The sequence below is a fragment of the Dyadobacter sp. 22481 genome, from assembly GCF_052044875.1.
Classification (GTDB): domain Bacteria; phylum Bacteroidota; class Bacteroidia; order Cytophagales; family Spirosomataceae; genus Dyadobacter; species Dyadobacter endophyticus.
Window position 1 is genome coordinate 346801 of record NZ_JBQENV010000002.1, and the last position, 23839, is coordinate 370639.

Genomic DNA, 23839 nt, shown 5'->3' on the forward strand with positions numbered 1-23839 from the left:
ATTAACTCATGAAACCACATGAATATTGAAAATGCCCAAGTGCAGATGCGGAAGGGAATTTTGGAATTCTGCATCCTGCACATCATATCCCGGGGCGAAGTATATGCTTCGGATATGTTGGATGAACTAACTTCCGCCCACATCATGGTGGTGGAAGGGACATTATACCCTCTTCTTACCAGATTAAAGAACTCGGGCTGGCTGGATTATAAATGGGTGGAGTCGTCTTCGGGCCCTCCAAGGAAATACTATGTTTTGACGGATGAGGGGAAGGTCTTCCTGGACGCGATGCAGGCTACTTGGTTTGAGCTCGCCGACTCGGTGCAAACCGTGATTAAACGCACAGAGGAATTGAGCAAAACGGCTTCAAGCAATCTTCCTGACCCTAACTGATCACTAAGAGACATTCGATTATTTCAATCATGAAAAAGACAATCAGCATAAATATAGGCGGCATTATCTTCCACATCGAGGAGGATGGCTACGAGAAACTGAAAGGATATCTCGCCTCTATCCAGAAGTATTTTTCTTCGTTTGCGGATAGCAAGGAGATCCTTTCGGACATTGAGGGCAGGATTGCAGAGCGGTTTCTGAACAAACAAAAGGCGGAGAACAAGCAGGTGATCTCGTTGTCGGACGTCGACGAGCTGATCGCCGCAATGGGTACCGTGGCCGATTTCGAGGCAATCGAGCAAGCCGAGGATATCCTGGCCGACCCGCTGGAAACGGCTTCGGCGCAAGCTTCCGCACCAAGACAAGAAGCATATACTTCGGCGGCTAATGCACCTAAAACAGAACCTGCAAAGCCTGGCGCACCCCGGAAACTTTACAGAGACCTGCGCAGGAAGCTCCTGGGCGGGGTAGCAGCCGGTCTGGCGCATTACTTTACGGTGGATGCCATCTGGGTTAGGCTTGCATTTCTGTTCGCGGTGATCGGCTTGCCGGCAGGATCGGGCATGCTCGACATGAATGCGGAGGAAATCTTCGGGCCGATTTCGGGCTTTATGGTGCTGGTGTACATTGCCATGTGGGTCGCATTTCCTGGTTCCACTACTTTGGAAGAGGATGCGCATATCAAGAAATTCTACCGCGATCCGGACCGCAAGGTCGTAGGCGGTGTGGCGGCCGGTGTGGCTTCCTATTTCGGGGTGGACCTGGGCGTGGTGCGTTTTCTGTGGGTATTGTCGATCCTGCTGTTCGGAACCGGTTTCCTGATCTACATCGTATTGTGGGTGATTGCTCCTAATGCTAATACGCTTACCGAAAAAATGGAAATGCAGGGGGAGCCTATTACCCTCTCCAATATTGAGTCGAACATCAAGCAGAGCCTCAATTTGGAAGAAAGAGGGGGAGAAGAGCATGTAGTTACCAAGATATTGTTGTTGCCTTTCCGGGCCATCGGGCTGGTTGTGGCAGCGCTGGGGAGGCTCCTCAGGGGGCTCGGGCCGATTCTAAGGGTGCTGATCGGGGCATTTCTGATCGGGATGTCGGCACTTGGATTATTAGGGATCGTAATTGCGGCGGGTGTAGCGCTGGGCCTTACCAGTGTCGGAGCATTCGATGACTTGCCGATCCCGATGCTGATTTACCAGGAATTACCCGAAATATTAATCCTCTCAGGTATCCTGGTGGCGGCTATTCCTTTGGTAACGTTCCTTCTGCTGGGCCTTACATTGATTTCCAACAAAAAGATCGTCGGCGGAAGCGTGTGGCTGACATTGCTGGGCCTCTGGATCGTCGGCGTGATCGGAGCCACTGTCGGTGGGGTCAATTACCAGCGGAACTTTGCCAAAAGAAGTGAAGTGACTGAAATGGCATATTATGCCGTTCCACGGGGTACATTGACTTTGGATTACAACTATTTATACGATGAGGAGAATATTGATGTAGATGTACGATTGGCCGGCTTCAATGGCGGTGACAGTATTAAACTTGAAAAGACACTACGTGCAAGAGGCCGCTCGAAAGCAGATGCGGAGAAGAATGCGAAGGAAATCCAGTACAGCCCGCAGTTCCGCGACTCGGTGTTCGTACTTACAGAAGGCCCTGTGCTTTCCAGCCGCTCACGGTTCCGCGATCAGGAGATAGACCTGACGGTGAGTGTGCCTTATAACAAGCCTTTTGCTATGAAAAGGGATTTTTATCACCAGCTGAACGACTGGGAGAGCAGCCAGCAGAACATCAAAAAATATGACCTGCACGATGCCGACGATATCACCTGGAACAAGCTTGTGTGGGTTATGCGCCGCGATTCGGGACTTGTTTGCACCAATATCCCTTTGAAATACATCCGTAGTGAAAACAACGAAGGCGATCAGGGCGGCTATTCTTTTGAATACAACGACAACAGCGACCTGGAACTGGGCGAGCGCGGCAATTACAGTAAGCAATTCCCGGTTTCGGATTTCAAAAAAGTGGATATCGGCGGGGCCTATTCGATCATCATCCGTCAGGGCAGCGAATACGGTGTAACGGCCGATTCGGACAACCAGGAGAATATCGATGATATCAAAGTAGTGGTAGAAGACGGTGTGCTGCGCGTGAAACGTACCCGCGAGTTTAACCTCTTCGACCATGAAAAATGGGAACGCGTCGGCATCGTGATTACCATGCCGACGATTGAGAACCTGTCGCTTTCCGGAGCCAATAAAACATTGGTAACCGAGTTCAAAGATTTGCCCAAGCTGAACGTAGATATTTCGGGTGCTTCCAAAACCGAGCTGAATGTGTTCGCAGATCAATTGTCTGTTAATGTCTCGGGGGCTTCGAAAGCCACGCTGAGAGGTTCGGCGAAGTCGGCCAAGCTCGACGCACACGGCGCCTGCAGGGTTACAGCCACCGAAATGAATATCCAGAACGCGGATGTGAATGCGTCGGGCGCCTCGAAAGTGGAGCTGAGCCATGTGCCTAACCTGAATAAACACGCAAGCGGGGCCAGCAAAATCAACGTCCAGTAAAATTTTGAATGCCGGTGCAACGTCGCCGGCATTCTTTTCATCTTTTCGGAAAATCTAACTTGTTAAACCATGAAAAGAACGCAACTATTCCTTATTGCTGCCCTTCTAATCACCGCATTGTCGTGTCAGGTATCCGCACAGGGAACTCGTAAGTTCTCCGTGTCGGGCTTTACCCGACTTGCTATGGGCAGCGCATTCAAAATAGATGTAAAGCAGGGAAGCAGTTTCAGTGTAACGGCAACCGGCCGTTCCGAGGATCTGGACGATATGGAGTCGGCTGTGAAAGGCAGTACCCTGCATTTGGGTTATAAAAACAATGGCTGGAACAAGAACCGCAAGACCGTCGACATCAGCATTACCATGCCGGCCCTCGAAGGCGTTGACTTTTCGGGTGCTTCCAAAGCCAATGTGGCCCGCTTCAGCGGTGTGAAAAACATGGAGATCGAAGTTTCCGGCGCATCGCAGGTCACCATGAGCCTTGCTTCTCCGAAAGTAGCCGTTGATCTTTCGGGTGCCTCGTCGCTCACGCTCACTGGCGAAGGCGATGTACTTACCGGCGACGTTTCGGGAGCGTCATCATTCAAAGGCCGCGATTTCTCGGCCAAAACCGTCAATATAGATGCCTCGGGCGCCAGCAGTGCCGCCGTAGTTGCAAGCAATACCGTGAATGCCGAAGCGAGCGGAGCCAGCAGCATTCGTTACTCGGGCGGCGCGAAGGATATCCATTCCAGTACATCCGGCGCCAGCTCCGTCAAAAGAGAGTAAGACAACCATTTAATATTCACCATGAACTACAAAAAAGGTCCGCGATTGCGGGCCTTTTTTGTAGTTCATGGGCATTTGTAACGGAATGTGGTGGACTCTGTCTGTCCTATTTCTTCTCCCGTCCACGTGCTGGCAGACGATTCGGGCAGGCCGTCGGCATTGTAGACATAACTGGATTTGGTTTCGTAGTTGCTGGTGATCTGAATGCCGTTGTATTTCTTTCCTGTAATATTGTTGACGCTAGTCGATATTGGTAAAGTCCGCAGGAGCTCAGGTATGCCTTTGAATTTAGTGGGAATGGTACTTTCGGGATTTAGGCGGTCGTCGAAGGTGTAATCCTGGGTGTAAACCGGTTTGTTATTTACGGTGTATTCAATGCGGGTCAGGTTGCCTTTGGCGTCGCAGGTATAATTGAAACGGTAGTTACGGCCAATCTGGGCGGTTCGGTTACCCTTGTCATCATATTCTTCTGTAAATTGTAGCTGATCGGCGGTATTTGTAGTCACGGCTGAGGCGAGTATTCCATTTTTATAAGTTGAGACGGTTTTTCCCAAAGGATTGGTTTCTATCGCGGAAACGGGATTGCCCTGACTGTCGTAGGTATAGGTTTTAGTGTAATTAAAAGTCTGGTCGAGGAGGATTTCACCGTTCCCCCGTAGACGTTTGGCGACCAGTATATTCACCAGTTTAACCCGGCCCGATTCATATTTATACTCGGATGTCTCACTCGTTTCATCCGCGAAATTTTCAAATTTTCTCCCTTCATAGGTAGTGGCCCGTACGCCCTCCCCCCAGTGGATATTGATGATTTTCATCACTTTTTGAGTCAGGAAACCTTCGGAATCATATGCGAATGTAAAATTGATCTGATTGTCATTGGTCCACAAAATGGCATCTGATATATTACTTCGTCCCTCGGATTTGTCAAACCTCCTCGCTGCCGTCATTTGTTTCTGGTCGTTCCAGTCTATCTCATTTCCATAACTGGTTTTCTCATTGACGGACGGCCTTTCACCTATAACAGTTTTACCCAAATAGAGGCACTGGTCAGGGGCTACGGTGTCGGAAGCTTTTTTGGAACAGGAAACGGCAAGTGTAAACAGACTGACGAAGGCAACACTTTGAATAAAAATACGCATAGTAGGGATTAAGGACTTGTTTACAGCGAAAGTTCAGGAAAGTTGTAAGTAACTGATATTAACTTTAACAATTTGGGATAAATCAGTTTCTTTTACAACTTGCATCACTCAACACGCATTACTGACATCACACATGAGCCGAAAAATTCTACTAGCCCTTGCATTGTTCCTGACAACGTTTAATCAGTTGGCGACGGGACAAGGACGCTCCAAGTTCGGGGGGCGTTATACCGATCCGTTCGGGGTATTGAGCGTTACGGCCGGGGTTGGTGTGGCTTATTATATGGGTGATTTGAATGATGGTGTGAATTTAAAGCACCTTGGGCTGGGCCCTTCTGTCTCGCTCGGCGCGCTGTACCGGCTTACCGAACATGTGAGCGCACGCGGGGAGCTGCGTTTTTATCAAGTTTCCGGGGATCAGAAGTATTCCAAAAACTACCAGAATAACCTTTCATTCAAGACATTCAATCCGGACATTAACCTGGGATTGCAGGCGGATCTGTTTGCATACAATCGGCAAGCGCCCATCAATCCATACCTTTTTGGAGGCGTGGGAGTTACCTACCTGAGCCCGAAAGCGAAACTCGGCGGCACCTGGTACAGCCTGCCGGAGCTCACGACCGAGGGCGTAAAATACAAGCGAATGCCGCTGGTGTTCACCGGCGGCATTGGGGTTTCGGTTAAGACCACCCAAAGGCTGAGCGTCGGCCTTGAACTCTGCAATAACTTCGTTAGATCCGATTACCTCGACGACGTGAGCACCGTTTATCCCAACCCCGACCAGCTGCCCAGCGACATTGCGCGCGCGCTCTCCGATCGTTCTTCTGAAATCGGCGAGCCATTGCGACAGCCGGGATGGAACCGCGGTAGTGCCAAAAGCAAAGACAGCTATTTATTTTTCCAGGTACGCGCTACGTACCTGATCGGCAACCGCGCCCAGGCCATTGAGCGCAAAAAGACCCGATGCCCCAAGTTCTAAATCATTTCAAAACCAACATGCTGAAACCGAAAAGGCCCCATCAATCCGAAGTTACCATGACCGAAATGGTGCTTCCCAATGATACCAATACACTCAATAACCTGATGGGGGGAAGGCTGCTGCACTGGATGGATATTTGCGCAGCTATTTCGGCGCAGAAGCATTCGAACCGCATTGTGGTAACGGCCTCGGTGGATAATGTCTCGTTTACGGAGCCAATCCGCCTGGGTAACATCGTGACGATGCACGCCAAGGTTACCCGTGCATTCAACTCTTCGATGGAGGTGTTCCTCGAAGTATGGGCAGAGGACATTCCGGCAGGTCAGCGGGTGAGTACCAACCGCGCATTCTACACTTTCGTGGCGGTGGACCAAAATGGCCGGCCTATCGAAGTGCCGCCGCTGGAACCGGAGACTGACGAGGAAAAAGAGTTGTACCTCAGCGCCCTTCGTCGTCGCCAGTTGCGCCTTGTACTGGCCGGACGCCTGAATGCAGCCGAAGCCACCGAACTGAAAGCGCTTTTTAAGGTGGAATAAGGCGGTAGGCACGGCATAATTTGGTAATTTTGCGGCATTAACTCTTGTCAACTATGCCCAAGCAAATCATATTTTCAGATAAAGCACCGGCCCCCATTGGTCCTTACAGCCAGGCTGTTAAAGTAAATGGTACTGTGTACGTTTCAGGGCAAATCGCTGCCGAGCTGGCGAAGTCCGGGGATATTAAGGCAGAAACCGGGATGGTCATGCAAAATATCGGGCATATCCTGGGAGCGGCAGGTCTTGGGTTTCATAATGTGGTGAAAGCCAGTATTTTCCTCCGCGATATGAACGACTTCACCGCTGTCAACGAAATCTACGGCGGCTTTTTTACGAAAGATCCTCCCGCCCGCGAGACCGTACAGGTAGCGCGCTTGCCGAAGGACGTTAACGTTGAAATATCGGTTGTTGCGGTCGAGTGACGCGGGTGAATAACACCTGACAAATACCATTGAACTTAATTTTTTGAATAAATGAATAACAAACCTGTCAGGGTGCGTTTTGCGCCTAGCCCTACCGGTCCGCTGCATGCGGGCGGTGTGCGTACGGCCCTGTATAACTACCTGTTTGCACGCCAGCAAGGCGGCCAGATGCTGCTTCGCATCGAAGATACCGACCAGAACCGCTACGTTCCGGGCGCCGAGGCATACATTCTGGAAGCGCTGGAGTGGCTGGGTATTGAAATAGATGAAGGCCCGCAGCAAGGCGGCCCGCACGCGCCTTACCGGCAATCGGAAAGAAAAGAAATGTACCGCGAATATGCGGAAAGGCTCGTTCAGGAAGGGAAAGCATATTATGCTTTCGATACGCCCGAACAGCTGGACGATATGCGTAAGCGCCTGGAGGCTGCCAAAGTAGCTGCCGTGCAATACAATGCGATCACCCGCACCGAAATGACCAACTCGCTCACGCTCTCGGCAGAAGAAACCAAAGCACGCCTCGAAAGTGGCGATCCCTATGTGATCCGGATGAAGATCAGCCCGAAGGAGGATATCCGTTTCAACGACCTGATCCGTGGCTGGGTGGTAGTGCATTCGTCCCAGATCGATGATAAAGTGCTTTTGAAATCGGATGGAATGCCCACTTACCATTTGGCCAACATCGTGGACGACCATTTGATGGGCATTACCCACGTGATCCGCGGCGAAGAATGGCTGCCGTCGGCTCCGCTGCACGTGCTGCTATACCGTTACCTGGGCTGGGAAAGCACCATGCCGCAGTTCGCGCATTTGCCGCTGCTCCTCAAACCGGATGGTAACGGAAAGCTCTCGAAACGCGACGCCGACCTGGGTGGTTTCCCGATCTTCCCGTTGGAATGGACCGACACAAATACCGGCGATAAAGCCCGTGGCTTCCGCGAAGAAGGTTATCTACCCGGCGCTACTGCCAACTTTCTGGCATTGCTCGGCTGGAACGCAGGTACCGAGCAGGAGATTTTCAGCATGGATGAGCTCATTGCCTCATTCAGCTTCGAGCGCGTGCATAAAGCGGGCGCGAGGTTCGATATCCAGAAGGCAAACTGGTTCAACCAACAATATCTGAAACAACTGGACGATGCCGCCATTATTGAGCAATTGAAACCGTTGTATAGCGCAAAAGGCATTAATGTAAACGACGATCAGCTCGTGCAGATCGTACATTTGCTGAAAGACCGCGTACACTTCGTTAAAGAGATCGTGTCGGAATCGCTCTTTTTGTTTGCGGCGCCGGAGGAGTTCGACCAGGATGTGGTGATCAAGAAATGGAACGAAGAGGCCGTGAACGCAATCGGAGGTTTCAAAGAGGCGCTGGCTGGTTTTGAAGGAAATTTCGTAGCTCACGATATTAAGGAAGTGCTGTCTGCGACCATGGAATCGCTGGGTATCAAAATGGGCAAGATCATGCAGGCATTGCGACTTGCAGTGACCGGCGCAGGTGCTGGCCCGGATTTGATGATCATCATGGAAATACTCGGAAAGGACGAGGTCGTGAGAAGGCTCGAAACAGCACTCAGCCGTTTGTCAGCCCAAATAAGGCTGGCATAAGGCAGCACAGACCGTAGGATCAAATTACATTGGCACGGCGGGGATCATTGCATATTTTCGTAACAAGTGAATAACGGACCGCGTTGCGGCCCATTGGCATCAAACACATGGCTAAGAAAAAACAGTCGGAAACGTCCAAGCCTGCACCGGAAAAACCACGCGTGCACAAAGACCTGGAAGGTTTTGATATCCAGATCAACTCTTTCGGTGAGATCACCACAAGCTTTGATATGGACCGTATCAATGAATTTTTGAATAAAAATGTGGATGACAAAAAACTCCGTGACCGCGAGGATATCCCCGGTCGGAAAACCCGGAAATCAAAGAAAAAGACTTCCGAGGAAGAAGAGGAGGAGGAAGAATAGCAGGCTGCAATCGTTTTGACCAACCTATAAAACCTTTTACGAAAAAATGATCTCACACGAAATCGATTACAAAATCATCGGCGACGACATCCAGGTCGTTGAAATCGAATTAGATCCGAACGAAACCGTGATCGCCGAAGCGGGTGCTATGCTTTTCATGGAAGACGGCATTCAGTTCGAAACCAAAATGGGTGATGGCTCGGAAGCGAACCAGAGCATTATGGGCAAGATTTTTCAGGCAGGAACCCGCCTGATTACCGGCGAATCGCTGTTTATGACGCATTTCACCAACCGGGGCGTTGGTAAAAAGAAAGTGGCATTCTCGGCGCCTTATCCGGGAACGGTTATGCCGATCGACTTGTCCAAAATCTATGGCAACGAGCTGATCGTGCAGAAAGACGGTTTCCTTTGCGCAGCCATGGGTACCAGCATGAAAATCCATTTCAACCAGCGTTTCGGGTCGGGATTGTTTGGCGGGGAAGGTTTTATACTACAAAAGCTGAAAGGCGATGGGATGGCATTCGTACATGCGGGTGGCGTGGTGATGGAAAAACAGCTGAATAATGAAACGCTGCGCGTCGATACCGGCTGCGTGGTGGCGTTTGAGCAATCGCTGAGCTTTGATATCCAACGTTCGGGCGGTCTGAAATCGATGGTATTTGGTGGGGAAGGGATGTTCCTGGCCACATTGCGCGGTACCGGCCGTTGCTGGGTGCAGTCGATGCCGATTTCTAAACTGATCCAGCGACTTTCAGTTGGAGGGCCAAATGCAAGGAAAGAAAGCGGTTCGGTAATCGGAGGCTTGGGAAGCCTGTTCGAAGATTAAAATATTCATGTCACGCTGAGCGAAGCGCGGTACAGTTCCGCGCTTCGCTCAGCGTGACTTTTTTTACTTCAAAATATAAACACCTTTGCCCGCCCCGAGCCAGATTTCGCCCGACGGACTCTGGTTAATGGCAAATATGCCGCCGCTCTCCTCAAGATCTTTCAGCTCCCATTTCCCGTTCCGGAAAACGCCATATTCTTTATCGTCCCAAAACGCGGCCCAGATCCGGTTATCGCGATCGGCGAAGACCTGTTGAGTCATGTACGACTTTTTATTCTCGTCCGGGAGGTTGATAACCTGGGTCGATTGCCCGTTGAACCTGAAAATCTGCGGGCGACCGGGCACAATGGTACTGGATAGCCCGTAATTGATAGAAGCCAGCAAGTCATTGTTTTTGTCGATCACGATGTTGCCGTAGTAGTACGGATTAAAACCGAGTTCTTTTTCTCCGAAAATGTCCCATTTACCGTCGCTGATACGCACAATCGAGGTAGCGGTAACCCCATCGTTGAGTGCAACCCAAACAGTATTTTTCTGATCGATGGCAATGCCTGCTATCAGATTGCCCGGAAGTTTGGAGTTCTCCGGCGTGAATGCGGTAAAGCGGCTGCCATCATATTTGACCAAACCGCCCTGCCGGGAAGCTCCTGCCGAAAACCACACATTATCGGCCCCGTCGATAGCCAGCGAACGCACCGCATTGCGCGGCAGGTTGTACAGCCCCGACTCGTACCGGGTAAATTTCGAGCCGTCATATTTGATCAGCGCGTCGGTTCCGAGCCAGACGTTTCCCTTTTTATCAACTTCAATGTCCCAGATGGCTGCTTTGTTCAAAATAGAGTTGGTAGAATCAAAAACGGCGATGCTCGTGCCGCTGTGCCGGATGAGCCCCTGGCTAAGCGTTCCGAGCCACGCGGTGCCCTTCGCGTCGAAAGCGATGGAAATGATATGGTAGTCTTGCAGGTTGGCGCCCGAAATTTGAAGCGGGACGGGGCTCTCGCTGGTTTTACAGGCATTAATCAGGAGCGCTGCGAGAAAAAGGGGTAATAATCTTTTCATAGCATCAAAATTTGCGGTTTCAGGAACGGGGAATCGTTTTTAAGGACACGCCGGGTTCGGGAATAGTTGGAAGCTGTTGATTATTAGTAAGATATATGTTGTATTAATAGAAAACAACGCTTTGTGCGCTCGTTTGGCCAGCGAATGTCATTTGAAGGATATATTTTCCGGCGGGTAATGCGTAACGCGGACGAACAGATAGCAGCCCTACCGCTTCACGTGCCGATGTTTGAATAGGATGTTCACGGCCGGCGGCGTCGAAAAGGCGGCAGGTAACTCCCATGTCGACGGTGGGAACTATGTAAAATTGCTGCTGCGTAACGGGGTTAGGGAAAACGGTCCACGGAGCGGGGGCACCATCGCGAAATAGTGTTACGATAGTCGAATAGGCAATCGTGCCATTACCATACACCATTTTTATTCTGTAAAAAATAGTCCCGCTGCCTGGATTGTTGTCTGTGAAGGTAAATACTCCCGATGCGTCGGGCGCTGGCGCAGGGAAGCTTTCAAGATTGGTGTATTGCAGGCCATCGGTCGTTTTCTGGACGGTCATGGACGTGAGGCCGGGTGCCGGTGCCACGGCCCAGGATACATGAATAGCGCTGCCCGCATTTCGCACGCCGATGGTATTGACGTATTCAATCGTCCTCGACGAGCGTTCCACGTAAATTGGCTGGGAGACGCCGCCGGGTAGGATTGGATTGAGGCCTGTGAGCCGGATGTAGTACTTCCCGTCACCGATGTCCGAAGGCATTTGTATTTTAAATGGACTGCCGGTGCCTGTGCCCACATTGGCAACGAATTGCCCTTGGGCATCCAGCAGCTCGGCTATGATTTGCAATGCAGCGGGTGCATTGCCGGTGATCATGAAGGGAAGGTCGAACGTCGCGCCCGGATACACGCGTGCGGGCGTCACGCCTGCGTGTAATGCGTATGAGGGCTGCAAAGGAATGGTCTTCGCCACGGCAGTGTCGGCCAGGCTCCTGTTCCAGGCTGTGGCCGCCAGCGTAAGTCCCTGAACGCCGCCGGGTACATTTTCAAAATGTGCGGAAGTGGGGCGTGGTATCTGGATGGTGTCCAGGTAGGGACCCTGGAACGCATTGAAACCGCGCTGGGCTATCAAGCGGTTTTGCGCATTCAGAATGGGCAAGTAAGGATCTTTTTGCTGATTACTGGCGGAGTTGCGTGCAATGTACCAGGCAATATTGTACCCCGAATCCCTGCGGCTATTCTGGATGAGCGTCCGGATACCATCGAAATATTGTGCTTCGGTGAAGCCCAGCTGCGCATCATTCTCACCGTGCGCCCACAGTACCGCCCTTACGCCGGTGAGTGAAGTCAGGTAGCGCATCGTGTTGACGATATTGCTGTAAGGCTGCCGGTTGGGCCAGAATTTTCCTACATACAAATTATAAGCATCCTTTCCGGAAGCTGCATCTCGGTAGTTTTCCGCATTAGCGGCTGCCCAGGCGGCATTGAAAAACAATACCGGTGTTCTCCATCTTTGGAATAACAAATCCCCCAGCTCACCCCAATACCACGAAGTTTCGCCATTCGGGAAAACGTTGCTACCGCTTTTCAGTGGTTCGAAGCGTGGAGCCGGCATAGGGCCGTCGGGGGCTATGGTAATGTTTTCGTTGTTGAGGGTTTTGTTGAGCGCATTGAAGGATACTATATTGGAAGAGGCGTCTTTTGCACCGAGGCCGGGCAGGCCCATTGCATTGGAATTGCCGGTTACGAGGAACACTTCACCCACGCCCACTCGGTCCACCACCGCTGAATCAGTTATGCCGTTGGCGGTAGTGCCGGTTAGTTCGAGGCGGTACCAGCCGGTGCGGGCGATGAATGTTGCATGTAAAAACCCCTGGGCCAACTGATTTGAATCAAACTGTCTTTCCTGCACGACGTTCTCATTGCCTTCGATGGGGATCAATGCGGCGTTGACCCGGGTATAGGGGTAATGCGCATAGGCAGTTACTGAAATGGAGGCCGTGCCCGATGCATTGCGCTGCATTACCTGGTTTGATACCGGGTTGGTAACGACCAGCTGCCCATGCACAATGCCGGTGATCAGGCATAGCAGGACTATCCTGAAACATAAACGGCACCGGGTGGCAACACAACTCCTTTCCGACATTTACAAATCGCTTTGGTAAACTTAGGCTGTGAATATAAGAGAAAATGACTTTCGGGGCGGGGCTCAGTTGTAAGAACGAAAAAAGCCGGCCCTCAGATGAGCGCCGGCTTTTATAAAGCAGATAAGAAATTATTGCTGGTAACCCGGGTTCTGAGGTTTCAGGTTCGGATTGTTTCTCATTTCCTGGATACCCAACGGGAACAACAGATGTTTTTCCTGCAATGCAGCACCACCGCTCACGTTCATGTTTTTGTGGCCCACGAAGTTGTCGAAAGTTTTGCTCGCCTCAACGAACACCTTACGCAAACGTACCATGTCGAACCAGGTAATGCCTTCGTAAGCGAATTCATACCAACGCTCGCGCCAAACCGCTTCTTTGAAAGAAGCAGGAGTGAATGTGCCGATTGCCGGTGTTTTCAGCTTGGCACGGTCACGGATGGCTTTGAATGCATCGTAGGCTTCCTGATCAACAGTACCCAATTCCGCCTGTGCTTCTGCATACATAAGTAGTACGTCGGCATAGCGCATCTGGTTTACGTTCAGGTTGTTCAAACGGGTAGGCGTAATGCCCGGTCCGCCCAACGCAGCGATGTTGAAGTACTTGAACACGTAAGGAGCGCCCAATTCAAATTTATCGCCGGTACCATTGGTATAGTAGCTGGTGTAGAACCAGCCGTCCTGATCTTTGGTACGAAGGTCGCCTGTCTCGTATGAGTTGTAGAACGACAATGTAGGCACCGTGCTGCCGGTTCCGGAAGGTCCCGAGTAGGTTACCGCTTTGAAGTTCGGGAAGAAATCGTTCAGCGGGAAACCTGCCACCGCGGTGTTGTACTGAATCTGGAACAGGTGCTCCATGCGGTTTTTCAGTTTCTCATCGTGCAACTCCTTATAAGTAGCGAACAGGCCCAGGGTAGAAGGATTAGCCTTCGCATATTTGATTACTTCAAGCGCTTTGTCCGCTGCCAGCTTGTAATGCGACTGTCCCTTCGACAAAGGAAAACCTGCCATTGTCAGGTATACTTTCGCCAGGTAAGCCTTCACCGCCATTTTTGACACACGTCCATTGGTGTTGAAATCAGCAAAACCGGCAGCTTCGGCAGCTTGGAGGTCTTCGACGATCAATTTGTAAACTTCCTCCTGAGGTGTTCTTGCAGCGAAGAAGTCCTCGGACTCGGCCGTCTGTGGCTTGGTGATCAAAGGCACATCGCCCCACAACCTTACCGCATAGAAGTAAGCCCATGCACGAAGGAAGCGTGCTTCGCCGAGCAGTCTCACTTTCTGAGATTCGTTGGCAGCCGGGAACTGGATACCCGGGATCTTTTCGATTGCCAGGTTCGCATTCGCGATCACACGGTACAAGCCGTTCCACCAGTTGCTGATGTGCCCTGTGTTACCGTCGTAAATGAGGGCGTACAAGTTGTTCAGGTCGGAGTTCTGGCCTGTTTCGGTAGTGGCGGTACCGGTAGGGGCTTCGAGCATTTGCCAGTTGGCCGAGAAGATACCCGCACCATCGCCGAAGAAACGCGTATCCGCATAAGTAGCTGCAATGGCCGCTTCCGCGTGGTCAGGGATCGTGTAGAAGGTATCCGGTTGAAGGTTCGACGGATCCTGCTCATCGAGGAAATCGGAGCAGGCTGTCGGTCCCAGCAGGATCGCTCCGCAGAGCAAAAGTTGATAGAATTTTTTGTTATTAAGTTTCATGCTGAATGTCATTTTGAATAGAACAACGGTCCCGTTGATTAGAATGCAACCTGAATACCTCCCAGGAACGTGGTTGGTTTAGGATAGCTGTGCCAGATCATACCTTGTGAGAATACGTTGTCGGCATCGCCACCGCGGATAGGGGTTTGCTCTGGGTCGCCGAACGGATACTTACTGATGATAAAGAAGTTCTGAGCAGAAACATAAAGTCTCAGTTTGCTCATTTTCAACTTGCTGGCAATTTCCGATGGGATGTTGTAACCCAGCAGCAGGTTGCGGCCACGGATGAACGATCCGTCGAAGATCCAGCGGGTGTCCACGTTGGTTACGTAACCAGCCTTGGTATCGCGGATTTGAGCGATCGGCGTGTTCTGGTTTTGAGGAGTCCATGCATCCAGCACGGTCGCGTAGCTGTTAGCCAATGCCTGGCGGTCTTCGCTGGCGTGCAGGTTCATGTCCATCAGGTCGTTTCCGTACGAGAATTGCAGGTCGAGGGTCAAATCGAAGCCATGGAAACGGATGCTGTTGGAAAGTGATCCCCATCCTTTCGGAGATCCGTTACCGATAATGCCGCGGTCGGCATCGGTGATCGCATTGTCGCCGTTCACGTCTTTGTATTTGATATCACCCGGCAGCATTTTCAGGTTACCACGGTAGCTGGTGAATTTGGCAGCCTGATCGGCCTCAGCTTCGCTCCAAGTTCCCAGACGGGTAAGTCCCCAGAATGCACCTGCCGGTTCGCCGATGCGGATAACGCTGGTTTGGTTGGTGATCGAAGGACCGCCCACTCCGAAGATGTCCGCAGGGGTCGCCAGCGACAATACTTTGTTTCTGTTGAACGAGATATTGAAGCTGGTGTTCCATGAGAAGTTTTGCTTCTCGATGTTAACCGTGTTCAAACCAAATTCGAAACCTTTGTTCTCCATTGAGCCGATGTTACGACGGATGGTCGCGTAGCCGCTTGTACGTGGTACGGGCGCATCGAGGAGCATGTCGGTAGTTTTGCGGTAGTAGTAATCCGCTTCGAGTGAGATTCTGCCTTTCAGGAAGCTGATTTCCAGACCACCGTCGGTTTGTGCTGTTTTTTCCCAGCGCAAATCGTTGTTGGCAAGCCTGTTGATCCCTGTTCCACCGAAACGCGTGTCGCCGTAAATAGTAGCGTAGTTAGACCGCAACAAGCCGAGCGACGAGTATGGAGGAATTTCCGAGTTACCAGTCAGACCGTAGCTGGTACGAACTTTCAAGCTTGAAATGATCGGGTTGCCTTTCAGGAACTCTTCATCAGACACTTTCCAGGCAAGGGCGGCCGACGGGAAGAATGCAAACTTATGGTTATCACCGAATTTCGAAGAACCATCCGCACGGCCTGTCACTGTTACCAGGTATTTATCGAGCAAGGTATAGTTCAAACGACCGAAGTACGAGTTAAATGCAAAACGCGACGCACCTGACACATATGGGTTGGACGAAGGCGCCACCGATCCCGCACCGAGGTTGTCAAAAGTGTAGTAGTCGGTCGAGAAGTTCTGAGCACCTACACCGGTTGTAGCCACATTCGTTTCCTGCCACGAGATACCGGCAAGAGCGTTGATCGAGTGGATGCCGAATGTTTTGTTATAGGTCAACAAGTTTTCCCAAGACCAGAACGTCTCTTTTCTGTTCTCTTTTCTCGCTGTACCCAGTTCACCCGGCGTGAGTGTACGCGTTTGCGACTGGTTAACTTCCTGGTTGATCACGTTAATACCCAGTACCGAACGGAATTCAAGGCCTTTTGCAAGTGTAACGTTTCCGTAGAGGCTACCCAGGGTAGTTTGCGTGTTCAGGTTGAACTTGCGACCGTTCAGACGGTGTACCGAGCTCATAGAACCTTCTGCACCGGGATAGTCGCGGTTGTTGGCATACGTTCCGTCCGGCCATTTCACTGGAAGGAAAGGGAAGTCTTCCACCATCTGGCGAGGCACGGCGTCGTTGATGTCGACCAGGTTTTCGGCCTGGTTGTTGTAGCTCAAAGTACCACCCAGACGCAACCATTTCTTCACCTGGTCGTCGATGCTGAAACGGGTTGAATAACGTTTCAGGTAAGACGTCTTGATCAGACCCTGGTCGTCGCGGTAGTTGAGTGACAACGAGTAGGTTGTTCTTTCGTTACCGCCGCTGAAGCCGAGCTGGTGGTTTTGAGAAACACGGTGCTGAGTCGATTCATCGAACCAGTCGGTGTCGTAGTTGGGCGCAAACGTACCATCCGCACGTTTAGTGAAAACGTCGGGGTGAGCAGCTGCCAATGCGGCACGACGCACCTGCGGATCGTGCGTAACATATTTTTTAGCATCCCAGCCCGCCTTGTCGAACTTCTCCATGTTCTTGTAAGCGAGGTCTTCCACGTCCATATATTGCTGGGCGTTCAATACTTTAGCTCTTTTCGGACCGGCTGTCGGTACGCTCAGGTCGAGGCCGTAGGTTATGGTGCTTTCGCCCGATTTACCTCTTTTGGTTGTGATCATGATCACCCCGTTGGCACCACGCGCACCATAGATCGCCGTCGATGAAGCATCTTTCAACACCTCCACAGACACAATGTCGTTGGGGTTAATGAAGTCGATCGCCTGGCTTTGCTGGTTCTGGTTACCTTGTGGGAGCATTACACCATCCACTACGTACAACGGGTTGTTGGACGAGTTGATGGAGCTGAAACCACGGATACGTACGTTGGCACGGCCACCCGGACGACCCGAGTTGACGTTCACCTGCACACCCGAGATTTTACCCTGCAATGCCTGGTTCAATGAGGGAGCAGGACGCTCTCTCAGCTGTTCTTCTTTGACGGAACCTACGGAACCGGTAAGGTCGGATTTCTTCGCGGTACCGTACCCGATCACGACTACTTCACTAAGTGCCTTAGAGTCGGTAGCTAATGAAACGTCGAGGGAAGTGCGGTTGCCGACAACTACTTCCTGGCTGAGGTAACCTACGAAGCTGAAAACCAGTGTGGCATTATCAGGTACAGAAAGGGTATAGTTTCCGTCTCCGTCGGTGGTGGTACCAGTGCTGGTGCCTTTCACAACAACGTTCACACCTGGAAGACCATCGTTGGTTTCCTTGTCGGTGATTTTTCCTTTGATCGTTTTGTCAGCGCGGATCGTCGTTGTAATGCCGGAGTTGGCGAGGGCTGCGTTCACCAGCAATGGGCTTGCGAGCGCGGGCAGGAGCAATAGAGAGTTACGGATGCTCCTCATTTGGAGCAACCACTGGTGGGTATCGGTATTTTTCATGTAGTAAGGCTTGTTAAACGTTTCTCATGCAGTCTTGGAAAACACGAATTTTAGTCATAGATGTCTGTTCGTTAGGCTTTTGCGTTTTTTGTTTAGTCATAGTTTACGGTTTACAGTTAAAATGTTTCGGTGAGTAGTTAAATAATTATAGTTGGTATTCAATAAATCACATTCCATGAATGCCGCGACTATCCCTGCCAAGGTTTTTGAAATCAAATCATGATCACAAGTCCTGACTGCACTATGTCAATAAGGCAAAAGATAACGTCACGTTTTCTCCGACGGAGGCTGGAATGAATGGCGGACTTTCGGGGCTGCAGCCGATCATCTGCCAGGCAAATGGTTAAAAATAATTGGTGTCGCCAGTTGGCGTTAATAAAAGTCTTTAAGAAAAACGCGTTGCAATATTATAATATTTAACAATAGATTTCGAATAAAGGGGAAGGAAAAATGCAGAATTATTTATGCAAACGTTTGCATTTGAACTGTACAAAATTACCACTATTTGCAATGTATCAGCCAGTTATATGGTAATTTAGGACAAAATGACCGTTGTCCGCAGGTCTAATTTGAACGGCGGTATTTTGCAAAAATCCTATAATTATTGGGTATAATACGGCCGGTTTCAAGCTAAAATTCTATAAAAAAAAGCCCTGCTTTCAGATCTGAAAGCAGGGCTTTGAAAAAGCAGCATATGATCAGGCCAGGTCCACGGTGCGGCCGGTCTTCACCGACTCGTCGCAGGCGAATGCGATCTGAAGGCTCATCACGGCATCCTGCAAATGGTCGGTTAGGTCGAGATCTTCGGTGACTGCCCGCAGGAAGTAACGCTGCTCGCGGTTACATAACTCCTGGTGGTCCGGCTCGTCTTCCAGGTTGATCCAGGTGTCTTCTTTCATAAATTCGTCCGAACCGTTCAGATCAGCGTGGTGTACACGTATTGACTCGGTCTTCGTATGTGCTTCTACGGACGATGATTTTCCGGTGCCGCCCGCATCTTTGGCAACAATCGACGCTGAACCCTTCGGCCCGATCACGTCTTTCACAAAGAACGCCGTTTCGCTGATCATCGGGCCCCAGCCGGCTTCGTACCAGCCTACCGAACCGTCTTCAAACCAGATCTGAAGTTGACCATAGTTGTAATTTCCGGCCGGAATATCCTCGGTAAGGCGCGCACCGATCGCATTTACGCGGAGCGGTTTCGAGCGGGTCATCTGGCACATCACATCAATATAATGCACGCCGCAATCGACGATCGGGCTGAGGCTCTTCATCAGGTTCCGGTGAACGCCCCACATGTAGCCGTGGCTTTGCTGGTTGAGGTTCATACGCATAACCAGCGGTTTGCCCAGGCCTTGCGCTTCGGTTACGAAACGTTCCCACGACGGGTGTACGCGCAGGATGTAACCTACTACAACTTTCTTATTGGCCTTTTTGGCGGCTTCCACTACTCGTTTCGCGCCTTCAACGGTGTCGGCAAGCGGTTTCTCGATAAACACGTGCGCACCGGCTTCCAGTGCCTTCACCGCGAAATCTTCGTGGGTATCCGGGTAGGTTGAAATGCAGACCGCATCGGGCTTCGTCTCATTCAATGCTGTTTCGTAGTCATTGAAAAGGGCATAACCGCCGCCGAGTTTCTCATTGAGTACCTCTTTGCTTTTTCCTGTCGAAACGATCCCGCAGATCTCGAAACCGTCCAGAAGCTGGTATGCAAAGGCATGGGAAGCACCCATATTCCCGCAACCGACTACCAGTACGCGGATGGGGCTTTCGTTTTCAAAAGATGACATAGATTAGAGATAAATGTTAAGATTATGGGTTAGCAGGAACAAGCGGCATGCAACAGGGCAGCCATGTTTGAGGATCAAAATTAGGCATTAAAATCCGTTTTCGTCCTGTTTCGCTCGAAGTGAAAAAAAATCCGGGTTCGGTGATAAAATTCCCTTTGAAAATCGAAATAACTGTCCGATAATGCATGAATTTTGTTACTCCTCATCTACTTGTTCATGACTCAATTTTTACCTCCTATCAGACCGTCCGGTCTGTGCCGCAGGAATGCTTTGTCCATCCAGTTCCTGTTGTTTTTCCTCACTTTTCAGGCTTTTGCACAAGATGATTTTAAACCGAAATTGGGCCTGATCGACCGTGCTTCGCTTGAAATGGCTGCCTACCCCGGCGATAGTACTGCCGATGCCGTTTTCTTGTACGACTACGGTAAGGTTACATTCTCCTACGACGACCTCAAAGGCTTGCTCATGACAACCAACATCTGGGTTCGCGTCAAGATACTCAAAGAGTCGGCGCTCGACCGCGCATCGGTTGCCATACCGCATTACATGGGTTCCAGCTATAAGGAGCAGGAATGGGTGGACGACCTGAAAGGCTATACCTACAATCTGGAAAACGACCAGATCGTCCGCACGGAGCTGGAAAAAAAGGCAATTCGCCGTGAAAAAACTACCGACACCCAGAACACTGTCAAGTTTAACCTTCCTAATGCCAAAAAAGGTTCGATCATAGAATACTCGTACTCTCTCGTGTCGCCGATGAATGTGAGACATGAGCCGGATGTTTGGACTTTTCAGGGATCAATACCGCGCAAATGGAGTGAATACAATATTATTATACCGGCTTTCCTGGATTATAAGATGACAATGGGAGGTTACCTGACACTAGATATCCACAAGCAGGAGCCGGTAAATGTGCCTGTCGGGCATTCGATTTATGACGGTCCCGGGTTGTCCTACCGGTTTGTCATCAAAGACGTTCCTGCGTTTGTCAATGAGCCTTACATTACGACGGCGTCGGATTATGTGTCTAAAATCAATTTCGAACTGGCGAGCATCAACGTGCCCGGCGAGATGAAAAAGAACTTTTCGCAAACGTGGGAAAATGTGGAGAGGACACTCGATGAGGCTACGTGGTTTGGCGGCGAGCTCCGGAGAAGCGGCTTTCTGAAAGCTGTCCGCGATGAAATTGCCGGGAAAGCCACCGATCCGCTGGAACGCATGAACCTTGCTTACGAACATATCCAGGAGCGAATGAAATGGGATGGCTATTCGGGCCTGTTTGCAGGCGACGGTATTAAAAAGGCATATGATAACCGTAAAGGCAATGCGTGCGACATTAACCTGATGCTAACGGTGCTTCTTCGCGAGCTGGACCTGGAATGTAACCCATTTTTGCTGAGTACGCGTACGCACGGCTACCTGCACCAGGAGATCCCCATGATCGAAAGTTTCAATTATGTCGTGGCCCATGTCAAGATAGGGGAGAAAACGTATTTTCTGGACGCATCCGAATCATATTCCAAGCCAGGTATGCTTCCGGAAAGGGCATTGAATGGATTTGGCAGGCTTATTCCCAAAAAAGGAAAAGGTAGCTTCCTCGAAATTATTCCCGGTGACTCGCAAAGCAAACTGGAAATGATCAATGCCAGTATCGTTCCCGAAGACGGCACACTCAAAGGTAGTTACAGTATTTCGTACGGGGGCTACGAAGCGCTCGACTGGCGTTCCAAATATGCTGCCGAAGGTGACAATGTATTTCAGGATGATTTGAAAAAGGGAGTACCCGAATGGAAAATCCGGAATGTAGCGATCAAAAACAAAACGGACGATTTCAAAGGGACTGTTAATGTAAGCTGCGATTTTGAAATGGAGGATGAAAATGCATCGCCGGGCGTGTTCTATTTCAATCCTATCATGGCAGGCAGATGGACGAAGAACCCATTAAAATCAAAAGAACGCATTTACCCGATCGATTTGGGGGCCGGTATCTCGGCCTCTTTTATTGGTAATTTTACACTGCCGGAAGGCTATGCACTGGAAGAAATGCCTAAGGCGGAGATTATCATGCTGCCCGATAAGGGGGGGAAATTCTCTTACCAGGTTCGCCAGACAGGTAATGTGATCAGTGTCAATACCATGATCAACGTCAGCCGCACCCGGTTCATGCCCGAAGAGTACCCGGATTTGAAGGAATTCTTCGAACGCGTCCTACAGAAACACGCGCAGCCGTTGGTGATCAAGAAAAAGAACATTTAATATCCTCTTGTTTTCATGCAAAAAGTAAAATTATCGATCAGGTATATAATAGGTATGTGCCTGATATTTCCGCTGGCTGTTTTGGGGCAGTCGGATTTTAGCATTACCAAAATCAATCCTGTGCTTTTAAAGGATGCCGACGCGGTGGTGCGGGTGGACGAGACGGTATGGGAAATTAAGTCCCAGGCCGAGGCGGTTTTGAAAAGCCGGCTTGTGGTGACAGTTTTAAATGAAAAAGGGGAGGAAGGGCATGGGGAGCTGCGTGTGCACTACGACAAGTTTACCAGGATCACAGACATTAGCGGCAACATTTACGACGCGAGTGGCAAGCCCGTCAAAAAGCTACGGAATTCGGAAATTGAAGATTATGGCTATGGTGGCGGTGCCGACAACATTTCCGATGCCCGCATGAAACTGGCAAGTTTCGGCAAGAAAAGCTATACCTATCCCTATACGATCGAATATGTGTACGAAGTCCGCGACCGTAACATGATGTCCTATCCCAGCTGGACGCCGGATCAGAAAGAAGGCTCGGCCGTGGAACTGTCGGTGTACCGGATACTCGCACCGTCCGGGTTCAAATTCAGGTATAAGGAATACAATGGGGTGCCTGCTGTGGCAAAATCCAAGGCGCCCGACGGGTCGGACCTTTACGAATGGTCGAAGAAAGACCAGCCTGCCCAAAAATCGGGCGACCTTTACCAATTGCCCTCTATCGAACGTAGCCCAATGGTGATGGCAGCTCCTTCCGACTTTGAGGTACAGGATTATAAAGGCAATTTCAATAGCTGGGAGGATTTCGGCAAGTTCTACGGTGCGCTGAATGCGGGACGGGATGTATTACCTGCTCCGATGGCCGGAGAAATAAAGACATTGACCAAATCCGCTCGCTCGGAGCGTGAGAAGGCCGAATTGATATATAAGTGGATGCAATCGAAATCCCGGTATGTGAGCATTCAGCTGGGGATCGGCGGTTGGCAAACCATTGATGCGACTACCGTAGCTAATACCGGATATGGAGATTGCAAGGCGCTTACTAATTTCACTCTCGCAGCATTGCGGTCGGTTGGGATTAACTGTTACGCTGCGTTAATCAGGGCGGGTGATGAGGAAGTAATCAAGTCTGATTTTCCTTCCAACCAATTCAACCATGCTATTGCCTGCGCGCTTGTCGGGAAGGATACATTATGGCTGGAATGCACCAGTCAACTGGCCAGGCCCAACTTCATGGGCACATTTACGGGTGGGCGTCACGCATTGCTAATCACACCGGAAGGAGGAAAGCTGGTAAAAACGCCCGATTACAAACCATCGCAAAACATACGTGATAGCCATGCGATAGTCAAACTGGAAGCCAGTGGTGACGGCCAGGTCGAAGTGAAAGCGCTGTATACCGGCTTGCAGCAGGAGACGCGGGCAAGCGTGATGCAAACAGGTACCAAAGACGAGCAGAAGAAGTGGCTTTTGAACCACATCAACCTACCGAGTCTCGATTTGCAACGTTTCGAATGGATAGCAGGCCAGGAGAAGGACCCGTCGGTGACCGAAAAACTGAGTCTGAACGTCCGCAACTGTGCTACCAAAACAGGTACCCGCCTGTTTGTCAAACCGAGCCTGCTGAGCCGACCATTCGAGCTCCCGTCTGTGACCGAGCGCACGACGGACTTCTACCTGCCTGTTTCGGAGTATAACTTTACCGATCTTGATACCGTATCTTATGAAGTTCCGGGCAACTATAAATTGGAAACGATATTGCCCGCATTCCAGATCAGCTCGGCATTCGGTAGCTATGAATTGAAAACGATCTATGAAAACAACAAGCTCATTTGCGCGAGGAAAGTGGTAATGAACGGCGGACGATACGGATCAAAGGAATTTGCAGCCTGGGTCGATTTCCTGAAAAAGATCAGAAAGGCCGACAGGGCACAGGTAGTGTTCGTCGAAAACAAGCTTTGAGGGGATTTTCAGGAGTATGTTAAAATATGTAAGGAATTGATTAAAACATGTGAATATCCGCATGGAAGCATGGATTAATT

17 protein-coding genes are annotated in these 23839 nt (G+C 50.5%); 11 read left to right on the top strand and 6 right to left on the bottom strand.

The window, feature by feature from the left end; translation table 11 throughout:
- The first annotated feature begins 18 nt into the window (after nucleotides 1-18).
- From ACTJJJ_RS11515 to ACTJJJ_RS11525, 3 genes are all read left to right on the top strand, one after another.
- A complete protein-coding gene (locus ACTJJJ_RS11515) occupies nucleotides 19-393 on the top strand; it encodes a PadR family transcriptional regulator (protein WP_090151757.1) in 375 nt (124 codons plus the stop codon).
- Between the two features lie 29 nt (nucleotides 394-422).
- Entirely contained in the window at nucleotides 423-2957 is a 2535-nt protein-coding gene (locus tag ACTJJJ_RS11520) for a PspC domain-containing protein (protein ID WP_188935054.1), read from the top strand.
- A 69-nt stretch (nucleotides 2958-3026) separates the two neighbouring features.
- On the top strand, nucleotides 3027-3722 hold the full coding sequence (locus ACTJJJ_RS11525; protein ID WP_188935051.1) for a head GIN domain-containing protein: 696 nt from the start codon (nucleotides 3027-3029) through the stop codon (nucleotides 3720-3722).
- 65 nt (nucleotides 3723-3787) lie between these two features.
- On the opposite strand, the gene ACTJJJ_RS11530 is transcribed toward ACTJJJ_RS11525, so the two are convergent.
- Complete coding sequence (locus ACTJJJ_RS11530; protein ID WP_440701876.1) at nucleotides 3788-4861, bottom strand: hypothetical protein; 1074 nt, start codon at nucleotides 4859-4861, stop codon at nucleotides 3788-3790.
- A gap of 133 nt (nucleotides 4862-4994) precedes the next feature.
- Here ACTJJJ_RS11530 and ACTJJJ_RS11535 point away from each other — a divergent pair, with 133 nt between their 5' ends.
- The 6 genes from ACTJJJ_RS11535 (at nucleotide 4995) to ACTJJJ_RS11560 (ending at nucleotide 9591) form a co-directional block, all read left to right on the top strand.
- Complete coding sequence (locus ACTJJJ_RS11535; RefSeq protein ID WP_188935047.1) at nucleotides 4995-5840, top strand: outer membrane beta-barrel protein; 846 nt, start codon at nucleotides 4995-4997, stop codon at nucleotides 5838-5840.
- A 17-nt stretch (nucleotides 5841-5857) separates the two neighbouring features.
- On the top strand, nucleotides 5858-6376 hold the full coding sequence (locus tag ACTJJJ_RS11540; RefSeq protein WP_440702646.1) for an acyl-CoA thioesterase: 519 nt from the start codon (nucleotides 5858-5860) through the stop codon (nucleotides 6374-6376).
- A gap of 53 nt (nucleotides 6377-6429) precedes the next feature.
- Nucleotides 6430-6798 (top strand): Rid family detoxifying hydrolase, encoded by a 369-nt coding sequence (locus ACTJJJ_RS11545; protein WP_188935045.1) that lies wholly within the window; start codon nucleotides 6430-6432, stop codon nucleotides 6796-6798.
- Between the two features lie 51 nt (nucleotides 6799-6849).
- The gene (gene gltX, locus ACTJJJ_RS11550) at nucleotides 6850-8400 is read left to right on the top strand and encodes a glutamate--tRNA ligase (RefSeq protein ID WP_440701877.1); all 1551 of its coding nucleotides are present in this window, start codon (nucleotides 6850-6852) and stop codon (nucleotides 8398-8400) included.
- A 107-nt stretch (nucleotides 8401-8507) separates the two neighbouring features.
- A complete protein-coding gene (locus ACTJJJ_RS11555; protein WP_188935041.1) occupies nucleotides 8508-8765 on the top strand; it encodes a hypothetical protein in 258 nt (85 codons plus the stop codon).
- 46 nt (nucleotides 8766-8811) lie between these two features.
- Entirely contained in the window at nucleotides 8812-9591 is a 780-nt protein-coding gene (locus ACTJJJ_RS11560; protein WP_188935039.1) for a TIGR00266 family protein, read from the top strand.
- 63 nt (nucleotides 9592-9654) lie between these two features.
- Here ACTJJJ_RS11560 and ACTJJJ_RS11565 read toward each other — a convergent pair whose 3' ends face one another.
- The 5 genes from ACTJJJ_RS11565 to ACTJJJ_RS11585 all read right to left on the bottom strand — a co-directional run bounded on the left by ACTJJJ_RS11565 (nucleotide 9655) and on the right by ACTJJJ_RS11585 (nucleotide 19547).
- Nucleotides 9655-10650, bottom strand: a complete 996-nt coding sequence (locus tag ACTJJJ_RS11565) for a ligand-binding sensor domain-containing protein (RefSeq protein ID WP_440701878.1) — start codon at nucleotides 10648-10650, stop codon at nucleotides 9655-9657.
- 103 nt (nucleotides 10651-10753) lie between these two features.
- The gene (locus ACTJJJ_RS11570; protein ID WP_440701879.1) at nucleotides 10754-12787 is read right to left on the bottom strand and encodes a T9SS type A sorting domain-containing protein; all 2034 of its coding nucleotides are present in this window, start codon (nucleotides 12785-12787) and stop codon (nucleotides 10754-10756) included.
- Nucleotides 12788-12916: 129 nt separating this feature from the next.
- Nucleotides 12917-14500, bottom strand: a complete 1584-nt coding sequence (locus ACTJJJ_RS11575) for a RagB/SusD family nutrient uptake outer membrane protein (protein WP_188935035.1) — start codon at nucleotides 14498-14500, stop codon at nucleotides 12917-12919.
- A gap of 26 nt (nucleotides 14501-14526) precedes the next feature.
- Nucleotides 14527-17757: a SusC/RagA family TonB-linked outer membrane protein gene (locus ACTJJJ_RS11580; RefSeq protein WP_188935033.1), complete on the bottom strand. Its 3231-nt coding sequence runs from the start codon at nucleotides 17755-17757 to the stop codon at nucleotides 14527-14529.
- A gap of 698 nt (nucleotides 17758-18455) precedes the next feature.
- Complete coding sequence (locus ACTJJJ_RS11585) at nucleotides 18456-19547, bottom strand: Gfo/Idh/MocA family protein (protein WP_440701880.1); 1092 nt, start codon at nucleotides 19545-19547, stop codon at nucleotides 18456-18458.
- Nucleotides 19548-19763: 216 nt separating this feature from the next.
- Between ACTJJJ_RS11585 and ACTJJJ_RS11590 the strand changes: the two genes are divergently transcribed.
- Together ACTJJJ_RS11590 and ACTJJJ_RS11595 are read left to right on the top strand one after the other, a co-directional pair.
- Nucleotides 19764-21803, top strand: coding sequence for a hypothetical protein (locus ACTJJJ_RS11590; protein WP_440701881.1), 2040 nt, complete (start codon nucleotides 19764-19766; stop codon nucleotides 21801-21803).
- 15 nt (nucleotides 21804-21818) lie between these two features.
- A complete protein-coding gene (locus tag ACTJJJ_RS11595) occupies nucleotides 21819-23759 on the top strand; it encodes a DUF3857 domain-containing protein (protein WP_440701882.1) in 1941 nt (646 codons plus the stop codon).
- The last annotated feature ends 80 nt before the right edge of the window (nucleotides 23760-23839 follow it).

Bases quoted from the DNA above. Each gene is read 5' to 3' on its own strand.
- gltX (WP_440701877.1), top strand. From the start codon at position 6,850: ATGAATAACAAACCTGTCAGGGTGCGTTTTGCGCCTAGCCCTACCGGT.
- ACTJJJ_RS11530 (WP_440701876.1), bottom strand. From the start codon at position 4,861: ATGCGTATTTTTATTCAAAGTGTTGCCTTCGTCAGTCTGTTTACACTT.
- ACTJJJ_RS11555 (WP_188935041.1), top strand. From the start codon at position 8,508: ATGGCTAAGAAAAAACAGTCGGAAACGTCCAAGCCTGCACCGGAAAAA.
- ACTJJJ_RS11535 (WP_188935047.1), top strand. From the start codon at position 4,995: ATGAGCCGAAAAATTCTACTAGCCCTTGCATTGTTCCTGACAACGTTT.
- ACTJJJ_RS11595 (WP_440701882.1), top strand. From the start codon at position 21,819: ATGCAAAAAGTAAAATTATCGATCAGGTATATAATAGGTATGTGCCTG.
- ACTJJJ_RS11560 (WP_188935039.1), top strand. From the start codon at position 8,812: ATGATCTCACACGAAATCGATTACAAAATCATCGGCGACGACATCCAG.
- ACTJJJ_RS11585 (WP_440701880.1), bottom strand. From the start codon at position 19,547: ATGTCATCTTTTGAAAACGAAAGCCCCATCCGCGTACTGGTAGTCGGT.
- ACTJJJ_RS11590 (WP_440701881.1), top strand. From the start codon at position 19,764: ATGACTCAATTTTTACCTCCTATCAGACCGTCCGGTCTGTGCCGCAGG.
- ACTJJJ_RS11515 (WP_090151757.1), top strand. From the start codon at position 19: ATGAATATTGAAAATGCCCAAGTGCAGATGCGGAAGGGAATTTTGGAA.
- ACTJJJ_RS11520 (WP_188935054.1), top strand. From the start codon at position 423: ATGAAAAAGACAATCAGCATAAATATAGGCGGCATTATCTTCCACATC.
- ACTJJJ_RS11545 (WP_188935045.1), top strand. From the start codon at position 6,430: ATGCCCAAGCAAATCATATTTTCAGATAAAGCACCGGCCCCCATTGGT.
- ACTJJJ_RS11575 (WP_188935035.1), bottom strand. From the start codon at position 14,500: ATGACATTCAGCATGAAACTTAATAACAAAAAATTCTATCAACTTTTG.
- ACTJJJ_RS11580 (WP_188935033.1), bottom strand. From the start codon at position 17,757: ATGAAAAATACCGATACCCACCAGTGGTTGCTCCAAATGAGGAGCATC.
- ACTJJJ_RS11525 (WP_188935051.1), top strand. From the start codon at position 3,027: ATGAAAAGAACGCAACTATTCCTTATTGCTGCCCTTCTAATCACCGCA.
- ACTJJJ_RS11565 (WP_440701878.1), bottom strand. From the start codon at position 10,650: ATGAAAAGATTATTACCCCTTTTTCTCGCAGCGCTCCTGATTAATGCC.
- ACTJJJ_RS11570 (WP_440701879.1), bottom strand. From the start codon at position 12,787: ATGTCGGAAAGGAGTTGTGTTGCCACCCGGTGCCGTTTATGTTTCAGG.
- ACTJJJ_RS11540 (WP_440702646.1), top strand. From the start codon at position 5,858: ATGCTGAAACCGAAAAGGCCCCATCAATCCGAAGTTACCATGACCGAA.